Source organism: Clostridium sp. Marseille-P2415 (assembly GCF_900155545.1).
Classification (GTDB): Bacteria; Bacillota; Clostridia; order Lachnospirales; family Lachnospiraceae; genus Lacrimispora.
Map to the genome: position 1 here is coordinate 2756371 of NZ_LT732526.1, position 13176 is coordinate 2769546.

Annotated in this window: 10 protein-coding genes; 1 reads left to right on the forward strand and 9 read right to left on the reverse strand. The window is 44.5% G+C overall.

What is annotated here, in order from left to right:
• Positions 1–27: 27 nt before the first annotated feature.
• The 6 genes from BQ9856_RS17525 to BQ9856_RS17550 form a co-directional block, all read right to left on the reverse strand.
• Positions 28–354 (reverse strand): hypothetical protein, encoded by a 327-nt coding sequence (locus BQ9856_RS17525; protein ID WP_077612189.1) that lies wholly within the window; start codon positions 352–354, stop codon positions 28–30.
• Positions 332–1222, reverse strand: coding sequence for a S8 family peptidase (locus BQ9856_RS17530; protein ID WP_077612190.1), 891 nt, complete (start codon positions 1220–1222; stop codon positions 332–334). The genes BQ9856_RS17525 and BQ9856_RS17530 overlap by 23 nt, the downstream gene beginning before the upstream one ends.
• Before the next feature lie 488 nt (positions 1223–1710).
• Complete coding sequence (locus tag BQ9856_RS17535) at positions 1711–2982, reverse strand: diaminopimelate decarboxylase (protein ID WP_077613428.1); 1272 nt, start codon at positions 2980–2982, stop codon at positions 1711–1713.
• Positions 2983–3124: 142 nt separating this feature from the next.
• On the reverse strand, positions 3125–4561 hold the full coding sequence (pyk, locus tag BQ9856_RS17540; RefSeq protein ID WP_077612191.1) for a pyruvate kinase: 1437 nt from the start codon (positions 4559–4561) through the stop codon (positions 3125–3127).
• Between the two features lie 15 nt (positions 4562–4576).
• Positions 4577–5422, reverse strand: coding sequence for a hypothetical protein (locus BQ9856_RS17545; protein WP_077612192.1), 846 nt, complete (start codon positions 5420–5422; stop codon positions 4577–4579).
• A 135-nt stretch (positions 5423–5557) separates the two neighbouring features.
• Entirely contained in the window at positions 5558–6499 is a 942-nt protein-coding gene (locus tag BQ9856_RS17550; protein WP_077612193.1) for a magnesium transporter CorA family protein, read from the reverse strand.
• 253 nt (positions 6500–6752) lie between these two features.
• Between BQ9856_RS17550 and BQ9856_RS17555 the strand changes: the two genes are divergently transcribed.
• Positions 6753–11012, forward strand: coding sequence for a 2-hydroxyacyl-CoA dehydratase (locus tag BQ9856_RS17555; RefSeq protein WP_077612194.1), 4260 nt, complete (start codon positions 6753–6755; stop codon positions 11010–11012).
• Between the two features lie 540 nt (positions 11013–11552).
• Here the strand turns inward: BQ9856_RS17555 and BQ9856_RS17560 are convergent.
• From BQ9856_RS17560 to BQ9856_RS17570, 3 genes are read right to left on the reverse strand one after another with little or no spacing between them, the layout of a single operon-like run.
• Positions 11553–12017 carry a protein-export chaperone SecB gene (locus BQ9856_RS17560; RefSeq protein ID WP_077612195.1) on the reverse strand — a complete coding sequence of 155 codons (465 nt, stop codon included), beginning with the start codon at positions 12015–12017 and terminating at the stop codon, positions 11553–11555.
• Positions 12014–12388: a helix-turn-helix transcriptional regulator gene (locus BQ9856_RS17565; RefSeq protein WP_077613429.1), complete on the reverse strand. Its 375-nt coding sequence runs from the start codon at positions 12386–12388 to the stop codon at positions 12014–12016. The genes BQ9856_RS17560 and BQ9856_RS17565 overlap by 4 nt, the downstream gene beginning before the upstream one ends.
• Positions 12389–12409: 21 nt before the next feature.
• Positions 12410–12820, reverse strand: coding sequence for a type II toxin-antitoxin system RelE/ParE family toxin (locus BQ9856_RS17570; protein WP_077612196.1), 411 nt, complete (start codon positions 12818–12820; stop codon positions 12410–12412).
• Positions 12821–13176: the final 356 nt, after the last annotated feature.

The window sequence follows — 13176 nt, forward strand, 5'->3', positions numbered from 1 at the left end:
CCTCCAAGACGAACAAATGTTCTTTTTCTATTTATAATCATAGTATACTTCCAGCCAAATGTCAACCGGAATTTTATAGTTCTGAGTCCAATAAGCATCACACTCCCTGCCTGTCCGGCAAAAATAATTCTTTTTATACGGAAATCCCGGCGAAACGCCTGAAAATTGAATGGAAAGGAAGGCGAAACGCCTCCTGACTGTAAGTTTACTATAACATAAGCAGAATACCAGCGCAAGCATTTCCTCCAAAAAATACTCCGGTTCTTTCGCAGTAGCCGGACCGTTGCACCACTCCCCCTGCAACGGTCCAATAATAATCTCACCGCACTTCTTACAGCAGCAGCCTTTCCACATCGAGCATTCCCCAGCCCTGCTGGTTCATGGGAAATCCAAGATCCACTGCCCGCTCCCTTAGCATCAGCTTCACATCCCGGTTGCTCATATAGGGATATTTTTCCAGCAGAAGTGCAATCGCCCCTGAAACCAGGGGCGTTGACATGGAGGTTCCGCTTTTGGTAAAATATTGCCCGGCTTCGTTGGCGCAGCTCACGATCCCGGCGCCCGGAGCGATGATCTCAGGTTTGCAGATACAGGCACCCGTAGGCCCTCTTCCTGAATAATCGATCATCCGGTTCCCCAAAACATTGACCTCTTTATAATCATCGGAGCACCCAACGGTGATGACCTTCCGGCTGATCCCGGGCGTTGTGATCGTATTCATCCCCGGTCCCATATTGCCTGCGGCCACACAGACTACAAGCCCGTCATCCCAGGCAGCGTTTACCCCCCGTACCAAAACGGAATTTTCTGTCATTCCTTTTTTCGAAAAGGAACCAACGGAAATGTTCACAATCCGGATCCCGTACCTTTCTCTGTTGTCACGGATCCATTTGAGTCCGGCCAGCACATCCGAAGCATAGCCGTTCCCTTTTTTGTCCAGAACCTTAAGCATGATGATATGGCACTCAGGAGCAACTCCCATATACAGTCCATCGGAGGCATTGCCGCTCCCCCCTATAATTCCTGAAATATGGGTCCCATGACCGTTGTCGTCATAGGGGTCCCGCCTGCGATGCACGATATCTACAAAAGCCGCTACTCTATGTTCAAAATCCTCATGAAGATAAATTCCCGTATCAAGCACTGCAACTCCAACTCCGCGTCCTGTAATGCCCATGCGATAGGCCGCATCACAGTGTATTTCCTCTCTTACATGATTCACAGTCCATTACCTGATTCCTTTTTTATTAGGATATTCCGTTTTGGCTCCCATGGTTTCTTTTCCCAGTTAATTTGCAAAAGAAGATTTTTTCATTGAAATGCCATTTACTTTCCGGGAAACCGTACCTATAATGGAAAGAAAAATACCGAAGGATATCTCTATCATGCAAAACCATCAATCCGATGCCACTTTGCCGGCACGTACCATTCTCTTTGAAAACTTTCATGTCTGAAAATGATCTTAAGAAAATCTTCAGAATCTATTCAAACAATATACAAACTTTTTATGAGTCGTTGTGTTATACTAATGACATAAGAAATGCACAATATAGCAATTATCCTTTCACCCTTTTTGAAATCCGAAAATCCTAAGAAAAATCCCCCCTGTGTCATGTGGCACAGGGATTTTTCTATTAAAAGATAAGAGAGCCGTCTTCCTGATTTCCAGAAGGCAGCTCCCTTATCTTTTAAGCTTTTCCTATGAAAAAATTAATATTTTATATCTTTTAACACATCGCAGAAATCAAATGTAGCGAAATAATCTCCCGGAGTCTCGGCCCTGCGGATCATCTGAACCGATCCGTCTTCTTTTAACAGCAGTTCCGCAGACTTTAACTTTCCATTATAATTATATCCCATGGCATAGCCATGAGCGCCCGTATCATGAATGAAAAGCAGATCCCCCATGGAAATCTCAGGCAGCATACGGTCAATGGCGAATTTGTCGTTATTCTCACAGAGAGAGCCTACCACATCATACTTACTGCTGCAAACCTCATCCTCTTTGCCCATGACCGTAATATGATGGTATGCTCCATACATAGCCGGCCGCATCAGATTTACAGCACAGGCATCCACTCCAATATACTCCTTATGGGTGTGTTTCTCATGGATCGCCTTCGTGACCAGTCCGCCGTAAGGTCCCAGCATGAAACGTCCAAGCTCTGTGTAGATTGCCACATCGCCCATGCCTGCAGGCACCAGGACTTCCTCATAAACCTTTCTCACGCCTTCGCCGATGGCCATAATATCATTGGGCTCCTGGCCGGGTCGGTAAGGAATTCCGATGCCTCCTGACAGATTGATAAACGCAACGTCAGCCCCTGTCTCTTTTTCCAGTTCCACCGCAAGCTCAAAAAGCACCTTGGCAAGCAGAGGATAATATTCATTGGTTACCGTATTGCTGGCTAAAAATGCATGAATGCCGAACTTTTTAGCCCCCTTGCTCTTTAATTTCCGAAAGGCCTCAAAAATCTGCGGCCGGGTCATGCCATATTTGGAATCCCCCGGATTATCCATGATGTCATTGCTGATTTTAAACACGCCGCCCGGATTATAACGGCAGCTGATGGTCTCCGGTATATGTCCGATGGCCTTCTCCAGGAAATCAATGTGTGTTATATCATCCAGATTGATGATGGCACCGGTCCGGTCTGCATACTGGAATTCCCCGGCAGGTGTATCGTTGGAAGAAAACATGATATCGGAACCGGAAAAGCCAAGGGCATCGGACATCATCAGTTCCGTCATGGATGAACAGTCCACTCCGCAGCCATAATCCTTTAATATATTCAGGATGAACGGATTGGGCGTCGCTTTTACCGCAAAATACTCCCGGTAACCTTTATTCCAGGAAAATGCTTCTTTTAACCGTCCCGCATTCTCCCTGATCCCCTTCTCATCGTATAAATGAAAGGGCGTTGGATATTCTTTCACTATTTCATCTAATTTTTCCTTGGTAACAAATGGTCTTTTCTCCAAAGCCTTCCTCTCCTCTCGTAACGCTGCAATGTACAGAAAGAGCCTGTCTCCGGCACGTCTGCTGGTAAGCTTCATTGTACCGGGGATAGACTCTTTTGTCTACACTTTTTTGTATAAATATTCAGATAAACGGGAAAACCTGTCAGTCTACGGTCACCACACGCATGATATTTGTATGAGCTGCCGGTTCATGCTTCCTTACCGGGCTTACCACACCTGCAGTAACTACCACCGTATCGTCTTCCTGTACGATCCCTTTTGCCTTTAACAGTTCCAAGGAGGAATAGATCAATACGTCCGTCGATTCCGCACGCTTTGCATGGAACGGCTTTACGCCCCAGTACAGCTGCATCTGACGGAGTGCGGAAGAGCTTGGGGATAAACCGATGATCAGGCTTTCCGGTCTCCATTTTGATAACAGCCTTGTTGTGAATCCTGTGATGCTTGGCGCCACAATGACTTTCGCTCCCAGATCATGGGCAGTCGCTACGGAAGAATAGCACACCGCATTGGATACGTTGTGGATATTGACAGCGGAAACCTTACGCTGACGGTATGCACTGTAATCTAAGTGCTTTTCTGTCTCCTCTACGATGGAGGCCATCATGGAAAGCGCCTCAACCGGATACCTGCCCATAGCAGTTTCACCGGAAAGCATGACCGCGTCGGTTCCGTCGTAAACGGCATTTGCAACGTCCGTTACCTCAGCTCTGGTGGGGCGTGGATTGCGGATCATGGAATCCAGCATCTGGGTCGCCGTAATAACCGGCTTGCAGGCTTCATTGCATTTTTCAATGATCCGTTTCTGGATAAACGGAACCTCCTGGGCCGGGATCTCGACTCCCATATCACCGCGGGCAACCATGATACCGTCACTGGCTTCAATGATATCATCCAGATTCTCTATGCCTTCCGCATTTTCTATTTTAGCGATTACGCTCATATTGGAGCCATTGGCAGCCAGGATATCCTTGATCTCATAAATCGCTGCAGCCGTGCGGACAAAGGAAGCGGCAATGAAATCAAAGCCCTGTTCAATGCCGAACTGAATGTCTTTCTTATCCTTCTCAGTCAGCGCCGGAAGCTTTACTTTCACGTTTGGTACGTTAACGCCCTTTCTTTCTCCCAGTTCACCGCCGTTGATAATCCTGCAGACGATTTCCTTTCCCTTGACCGCAGTAACCTCCAGTTCGATCAGACCGTCGTCAATGAGGATCCGGTTTCCGGCTTTTACATCCTGGTTCAGGCCGTCATAGTTAATGTGGCCTCTTGTTTCATCACCGACGATATCCTCTGTTGTCAGGGTATAGGTCTCTTTTTCCTTCAGAGTCACCTTTTTGCCATCCTTTAAAAGTCCGGTACGGATTTCCGGTCCTTTCGTATCAAGAAGCGCTGCAACCGGAAGGCCCAGCTCCTCGCGGATGCTCTTTAATAAATCAAGGCGCATCTTCTGCTCTTCATAATCGCCGTGTGAGAAGTTGAATCTGGCTATGTCCATGCCATTTTGAGCAAGTGCTTTCATCAGTGCGCGGTCATTCGTATTCGGTCCCATGGTGCAAATAATCTTGGTTCTTTTCATGATCATCCTCCGTAGCTAATTAGTCGTATCACCGGTTGTGGGGCTGCCCGATGTAACGTGTTTATGTGTATACAAATGCTCGGAACAGTACTCATAACTGCCTTCGCATTTTGAACAATAACGGAATTCCAGGTTTGGGGAGTCCTTTTCGGTCCGTCCGCATACGGCACACCGGTGGTGAGTCCCTCCCTGGGGCATCATCTTCATCTGTTTGTGAAAATTCTGCTTTCTCTTGATCTCCTTCGGATTAAAACGGCTCAAATTACGGGTCAGAAGGAAAAAGAGAATAAAATTGAATAACGACATAAATATGGTGACTCTGGTCGCCATGTTGCCTCTGACAAATTCATAAAGAAAGTAAACCCCATTAAACATCGCAAGCCATTTGGCCTTGATCGGAATCACAAAAAACAAAAGGAATTCCAGATCCGGAAACGTAGCGGCAAATGCAAAGAACAGGGAATAGTTAAGGAATTCCGTTGTCAGATAGACTGTTCTTCCCATGAAAAGGTAGACAACCAGTGCGGCTGCTATATGACCGATCACTCCCATAAAGAAGTATACATTAAAACGGAACGCTCCCCAGATCCTCTCTAAATTCACTCCCAGCATATAATATAAATACATGCTGATCAGACTCATGAAAATTCCGCTGCCCGGGGGATAAATCATGAAGGTAGCGATCCTCCATACCTGCCCTCTTAAAATCATCCCGGCATCAAGAGACAGATACTGCCAGTAAAATCCCGGCGCGAACATCTCCATTAAGAGCCCCACACCGTACATGCCAATGATATAGTACATCAGATTCGGAATCGCATATTTTCTGAATTTGCGTTCCAGATTATAAAAAAATTTCATGCTTTCATCCTTTTCCTATTTTCTGCCCATGCTTTTTGGGCATAAAGGGATACCCGCAGGGTGTTTCCTATTTCCTGCCCATGCTCTTTGGGCATAAAGGGATACCCGCAGGTGTTTTCCAAATTCGATATGTGACTAGAAAAAATCCTTCTTGGAAAAAATCCACGCTACAATCAGTGTCAGGACCAGCGTCAGCCCCAAAACAATGGCAAACCCATAAGGACTGTCCGCAAAAGGCATCCCACTGGAATTTACATTCATTCCGTAGAAGCTGGCCACCATGGTAGGTATGGACATAACAATGGTAATGGTCGCCAGAAACTTCATTACAATGTTCAAGTTGTTGGAAATAACAGAAGCAAATGCATCCATGGTCCCGCTTAAAATGCCGCTGTAAATATTAGCCATCTCGATGGCCTGCTTGTTCTCGACAATGACGTCTTCCAAAAGCTCCGTATCCTCCGGATACTTCTTGATCTTTTCATTCCGCATGAGCTTTTCAAGCACCATCTCATTGGAACGCAGGGAGGTCGTAAAGTACACGAGACTCTTCTCCAGCTCCAGAAGCTCGATAAGCTCCCGGTTCTTGGTGGATTTATGAAGCTTCTCCTCGACCACTCCGCTCTTTTTGTCGATGACCCTTAAATACTGCAGGTAAAGTGATGCATTCTTATACAGAATCTGCAAAATAAAACGGGTTTTCATGTAAGTATGGAAATCCCGGACCCTGCCATCCATAAAAGCATTGAGAACCGTTGTATCTTCCAGGCAGACCGTGATAATGGCCTCATCCGTGGTTATGATGCCCATGGGAATGGTCACATACCAGTCCTTGCCGCCCCGTTCCTCTATGGTGGGAACGTCTACCAGGATTAGCGTATAATGGTCCTCTGTCTGGATACGGGAACGCTCTTCCTCATCAAGCGGAGCTCTTAGGTCATCCGGATCGATGTTATAGGTATTGGCGATTTCCAGAATCTCTGTAGCAGTGGGGTTTGTAAGCGCTATCCAGGAACCCGGAGAAAGCTCATCCTTCTGGTGAATCAGGCCGTCTTCTGTCTTATAAATCTGAATCATAGCTTTTCCCCCTTCCACAGAAAATCTTTATGCATACTTTGGCGGACTTTGACTTATACATTATAGATTCCCGGACCATTTTTGTCAAACGAAATGAAACCGCATTTCGTGAACTTAAACAAATTTTACTAGTTTTAACAGTTTTTTAGCACATGATTGCAATTGTATTATTTCTTATTTTATGTTAAACTGATGTCCGGTGAGCCAGCAACTTACTTTTACACAAAAGGAGGCAGGGGTTAACCCCGCACATATGAATACATACAACACACTTGGAATCGATATCGGTTCCACTACCGTTAAAATTGCTATTTTAAACGGCAATCATGACATTTTGTCCGCTGATTATGAACGGCATTTTGCAAACATACAAGAGACACTGACCAATCTTTTAAAGAAGGCCTACGATAAACTGGGTCCTATGGATTTACGCCCTGCCATTACAGGCTCCGGCGGACTGACCCTGTCTAAGCATTTAAAGGTCCCCTTTGTCCAGGAGGTCGTATCGGTAGCTACCTCTCTTAAGGATTATGCCCCGCAGACCGACGTGGCAATCGAACTTGGCGGCGAAGATGCAAAAATTATTTACTTCACCGGCGGCATCGACCAGCGCATGAACGGGATCTGTGCCGGAGGAACCGGTTCATTTATCGATCAGATGGCAGCTCTATTACAGACCGATGCCACCGGTTTAAATGAATATGCTGCCAATTACAAGGCCATTTATCCGATCGCCGCCCGTTGCGGAGTATTCGCAAAGACAGATATCCAGCCATTGATCAATGAAGGGGCAACCAGGGAAGATCTTGCGGCCTCCATTTTCCAGGCAGTGGTAAATCAGACCATCAGCGGCCTGGCATGCGGAAAGCCGATCAGAGGCCATGTGGCCTTCTTAGGCGGCCCCCTTCACTTCCTCCCGGAACTCCGGAAAGCCTTTATCCGCACCCTGCATTTATCCGGGGATGAGATCATCGCCCCGGAGCATTCCCATCTGTTTGCGGCCATCGGTGCAGCCATGAATGCAGAAGAAACACAGGAAGGGAATACATCCCTGGAGGATATGATAAACCGCTTGTCCTCCGGCATCCGGATGGAATTCGAAGTAAAACGCATGGAACCCCTGTTCGCGGACCAGGCTGATTTCGATGCATTCATAAACCGACACAGCAGCCACTGCGTAAAAAAAGGCGATTTATCCTCCTACCATGGGAAATGCTTTTTAGGGATCGATGCCGGCTCCACCACCACAAAGGTGGCACTCGTAGGCGAAGACGGCACCCTGTTATACAAATTTTACAGCAGCAACAACGGAAGCCCCCTTGCAACAGCGATCCGCGCCATGAGCGAAATTAAGGAACAGCTGCCGGCGGACAGCGAGATCGTATGGTCCTGTTCCACCGGATACGGAGAAGCCCTCTTAAAGTCGGCGTTTCTGCTTGATGAAGGAGAAGTGGAGACCATCTCCCACTACTACGCAGCCGCCTTTTTCGAACCGGATGTTGACTGCATCCTGGACATCGGCGGACAGGATATGAAATGCATCCGCATCAAGAACGGAACCGTGGACAGCGTTCAGTTAAATGAAGCCTGTTCCTCCGGCTGCGGTTCTTTCATCGAAACCTTTGCCAATTCCTTAAACTATAAGGTGGAGGATTTTGCAGAAGAAGCTTTATTTGCAAAGAACCCGACCGACCTAGGGACCAGATGTACGGTATTCATGAATTCCAACGTCAAGCAGGCCCAGAAGGAAGGAGCCGAGGTATCCGATATTTCCGCAGGACTTGCTTATTCTGTCATTAAGAATGCTCTGTTTAAGGTGATCAAAATCACAAACGCTTCCGATTTAGGCCATCATGTGGTGGTACAGGGCGGTACGTTCTATAACAACGCTGTTTTAAGAAGCTTTGAAAAGATTTCGGGCTGTGAAGCGGTCCGTCCGGATATTGCAGGCATCATGGGAGCCTTCGGCGCCGCTCTGATCGCAAGAGAACGCTATGAAGAGTCCAGAACAACCACCATGTTAAGCTTAAACAAGATCTTAAGCCTGCATTACGAAACTTCCATGACCCGGTGCAAGGGCTGTACCAACAACTGTGTACTGACCGTCAACCGCTTTGACGGAGGCCGTCAGTTCATCACAGGAAACCGCTGTGAACGCGGTCTTGGCAAGGAAAAAGCAAAACGGGAAATACCAAACCTTTTTGATTATAAAAACCGCCGCATGTTCGATTACGAGCCGCTGAGCCCGGATCTTGCGGAGCGGGGGACCATCGGCATTCCGCGGGTTTTGAACATGTATGAAAACTACCCCTTCTGGGCCGTTTTCTTTAAAGAATTAAAATTCCGCACCGTGCTGTCCCCTCAGTCCACCAGAAAGATATATGAACTTGGCATTGAATCCATACCAAGTGAATCGGAGTGCTACCCGGCGAAAATCGCCCACGGCCATATTGAATGGCTGATTAAGCAGGGAATCAAGACCATTTTTTATCCCTGTATTCCCTATGAGCGGAATGAGACCCCGGATGCAGGAAACCATTTCAACTGCCCCATTGTCACCTCCTACGCAGAGAACATCAAGAACAACGTAGAAGGACTTAAGACGGAGAATATCCGCTTCTTAAACCCGTTCATGGCTTTTACCAATGAAGAAATACTGACCAGACGCTTAGTGGAGGTATTTACAAAAGAATTCCATATTCCGGCGTCCGAAGTTGCTGCTGCTGCCGGGAAGGGCTTTAAAGAGCTTATGGCTTCCCGGGCCGATATGGAGAAAAAGGGCGAGGAAACCTTAAAATGGCTGAAGGATAACGACCGCCGGGGAATTGTACTGGCAGGCCGCCCCTATCATGTGGACCCGGAAATCAACCACGGCATCCCGGAACTTATCACCTCCTATGGATTCGCTGTGCTTACAGAGGATTCCGTTTCCCATCTGGCTGAGATTGAACGTCCTCTTGTGGTTACCGACCAGTGGATGTACCACACCAGGCTTTACCGGGCCGCCAGTCTCGTAAAAAAGGAGAACCGTCTGGACTTAATCCAGCTCAACTCCTTTGGCTGCGGTCTGGATGCTGTTACCACGGACCAGGTTAATGAAATCTTAACCGGCTCCGGCAAGATTTATACCGTCTTAAAGATTGATGAGGTCAATAACTTAGGAGCCGCCAGAATCCGGATCCGCTCCTTAATTGCGGCACTGCGGGTACGCGATAAGCGCCATTACGAGCAGAAGGTGGTCTCCAGCGCTTACCACAGGGTTATGTTTACCAAAGAGATGAAAAAAGATTACACGATTCTCTGTCCGCAGATGTCACCCATTCATTTTGATTTAATTGAACCTGCGATCCGTTCCTTCGGCTACCGGGTGGAAGTCCTTCAAAACGATAACCGCTCCGCCATTGATACCGGATTAAAATATGTAAATAACGACGCCTGTTATCCGTCTCTCATCGTGGTCGGCCAGATCATGGATGCCCTTTTGTCCGGTAAATACGATCTGGACCGCACTGCGGTATTCATGAGCCAGACCGGAGGCGGCTGCCGTGCTTCCAATTACATCGGATTCATCAGGCGGGCTCTGGAGCGGTCCGGCATGGGCCAGGTCCCGGTCATCTCCGTCAATGCAAACAACATGGAGACAAATCCCGGCTTTACCATCACTCTGCCCCTGTTAACAAAAGCCATGCAGGCAGTGGTATACGGCGACGTCTTTATGCGGGTTTTATATGCGTCCCGCCCCTATGAGAAGATACCGGGCTCCGCCAACTCTCTGCATGAGAAATGGAAAATGCGCTGCATCGAATCCTTGTCCAGGAAATCACCGGACATGATAACTTTTTCCCGTAACTTAAAGGGAATCATAAAGGATTTTGACAATCTGCCGAGAAACCCAGTCAAAAAGCCCAGGGTAGGTATTGTAGGAGAGATTCTGGTTAAATTTTCTCCTCTTGCCAACAACCATATCGTGGAGCTGCTGGAAGCAGAAGGCGCGGAAGCAGTTATGCCTGATTTAATGGATTTCCTGCTCTACTGCTTCTACAACAATAATTTTAAAGCCAGGAATCTGGGCGGTAAGAAAACAACTGCTGCCCTGTCCAATATTGGAATTTCACTGTTGGAATATTTCCGGAAAACGGCAAAGAAAGAACTCTTAAAGAGTAAGAACTTCACGGCCCCATCCCATATCGGAAATCTGGCGGAGATGGCAAAAGACTTTGTATCCATCGGAAATCAGACCGGGGAAGGATGGTTTTTAACCGGTGAGATGCTGGAACTGATCCACAGCGGCACCAATAATATTGTCTGTACCCAGCCCTTTGGCTGCCTCCCCAACCACATTGTTGGAAAAGGCGTCATCAAGGAGCTGCGCAAAGCCTATCCGGACTCCAATATCATTGCCGTGGACTACGATCCCGGCGCAAGTGAAGTAAACCAGTTAAACCGCATTAAGCTGATGCTTTCAACCGCGCAGAAAAATCTGAGGAAGGAAGAAGAAATATCTGCATTCTGACAGGTATCAGATCCCTGACCTGTCTATCGGAGCGGCATCCGTGAGTTTACAAGCCAAGAACACCCGTTTTATGAAGTTGTAAATGAAAGTAGACAAGGAAGAGAACCGCCTTGTCTATTTTTTGTATTATAATTATTTTAAAAGGATGTGATATTTATGACAATTCCTAATGGAATGATTCACAAATATCCAGATAATGGCGAAAATTGATTAAAATCTAAAAGGCATCTCGCGAATTCGAGATAATAAATACTCAATTACATTTCTATGTAAATTGATGAGTGTTTCCTTAAGGTGTTTTTAGATGTATACATTAACTTGACAACTTCATTTTACAAGTGGTCTTGACTGTATGGGATACAGAAAGAGCCGAACCCCCTATAATAAAAGGCCCGGCTCTGATTCTTAATTACTGAACGATAGAAACAACTATTCTTAGGACGCTCTGTAAGCCCAGGAAAACTTGCTTAAAATTTGTATTACCCGCTTTAGTACCAAAAATTGTGGTCGGCTTTTTTGTAAAATATATCCTCTAGTAAGCTATTTTACAACTCCTGCTTCTTTACTTTCAGATTCTTCCTTCATTCTAATAAGTTCGAACACATTTATCATAGGGAAATTTATCGGTTCAACAAAGCCGGACAACGCTGTGGCAGCAGTTACATACGCTCTGCTAAGCTGCATAAGTGTACTAATACCATTTACTCTCAGCATGTTATTAAATTTTTTTTCATCTATTTCATCCTTATTTGCTTCAAAAATCCCCATCATATCTAAATTTATATCAAAAAGTTTTTCATTACTATCAGTAACTCCAGTCAATAAAATCATTAAATCAATACGTGCTTCCAGCTGTTTATTTGATTCTGATATGTTAGAAATATTGAAATCAACACCAATCTTAACATTTGTTGAATCATATTCTATAATATTATCAATTTGCTCAAAATTAAAATTCACAACATGATTCCTTTTCATTTGAAATGGAGAAATAATATTTTTCATGATGCTAACCCCATATCATAACAATATTCTTTGTTCTGAGTTAATTTCTGATTGCCTTCATAGCAGTAATTATATTTTCTGGCCATACTATTTAATTCAATTTTAAAATTCCAAGATAATTTCTGAGCTATTTCAAATAGCATCTTAACAGTAGGATTATAGTCACCACTTTCCAATTTTGAAACCATTGCTTGCGTCATATTTAATTTTTGAGCCAAATCTTTTTGAGTCATTTCATTTTCAGCTCTGTATTTTATAAATTCGCAAGCAATATCTACCAACAAATTATTAATTTCCATTTCTTTCTTAAATTCATCTGTCTCTTTTTCAAAAAACGAATTTGCATTCAAAAGCATTTTTTGATTTTCCATTGTAATCAACTCCTCCTTCATCTAAATACCAAATAACTCTTTTCTCCTTACTTTAGCTAACCTTATTTCAGATTCATAGTCTTTTGTCCTTTTCTCTTCAAAGCAATTGTATAAAACAGCAATCTCCTTTTTATCAGATTCATAAAAGCTAAACAAAATGCGAATGTTTTTTTGACCATGGAGAATAATAGAATATATACCATCTGTATTTACAAGTTGTTCGAATAATTTGGGTTGCATTATACAACTTTTCTTCAATTGTTCTAAAAATCTTAGACTTTTATGGTATTTAGTTTTAAATTCCTTTATGTATCCACTATTTTCAATTAAATCCCTCAATTCTTTATTAAAAGTTGGATAAGTGAATACATAGACTGTTGCATATTCTTCCGGATAAAGAATCTTGTGTAAATTAACTATCTTTTCGTCCATAAGTAGTATTTCCTACTGGTAATGAAAGTATACAACTTATAAGTTATATTTTCAACCTTTTTCCTTATAATTTTTAATTTCTTGTAGTTATACACTAATATTAAAAACCTTGACATTACATAGTATCAGTATACTATGTAATGATATGATACACAATTAGTATTTATTAAAATTTTCTAGTTATTTTCAACAATCTTATCCCGTATTTTAAAAATTATAAAATTTATTTCACCAGAGAAGAATTTGAAAGGTTTATAGAAACCGTAGTAAGTCCAGAAGCTTATGCTGTATTTCAGATGCTATACTGAACAGGCCCTCACATTGGTGAGTTCCTTACCCTTACAAAGGAAGGCTGT

Bases quoted from the DNA above. Each gene is read 5' to 3' on its own strand.
- BQ9856_RS17555 (WP_077612194.1), top strand. From the start codon at position 6,753: ATGAATACATACAACACACTTGGAATCGATATCGGTTCCACTACCGTT.
- BQ9856_RS17570 (WP_077612196.1), bottom strand. From the start codon at position 12,820: ATGGACGAAAAGATAGTTAATTTACACAAGATTCTTTATCCGGAAGAA.
- BQ9856_RS17565 (WP_077613429.1), bottom strand. From the start codon at position 12,388: ATGGAAAATCAAAAAATGCTTTTGAATGCAAATTCGTTTTTTGAAAAA.
- pyk (WP_077612191.1), bottom strand. From the start codon at position 4,561: ATGAAAAGAACCAAGATTATTTGCACCATGGGACCGAATACGAATGAC.
- BQ9856_RS17545 (WP_077612192.1), bottom strand. From the start codon at position 5,422: ATGAAATTTTTTTATAATCTGGAACGCAAATTCAGAAAATATGCGATT.
- BQ9856_RS17560 (WP_077612195.1), bottom strand. From the start codon at position 12,017: ATGAAAAATATTATTTCTCCATTTCAAATGAAAAGGAATCATGTTGTG.
- BQ9856_RS17550 (WP_077612193.1), bottom strand. From the start codon at position 6,499: ATGATTCAGATTTATAAGACAGAAGACGGCCTGATTCACCAGAAGGAT.
- BQ9856_RS17525 (WP_077612189.1), bottom strand. From the start codon at position 354: ATGTGGAAAGGCTGCTGCTGTAAGAAGTGCGGTGAGATTATTATTGGA.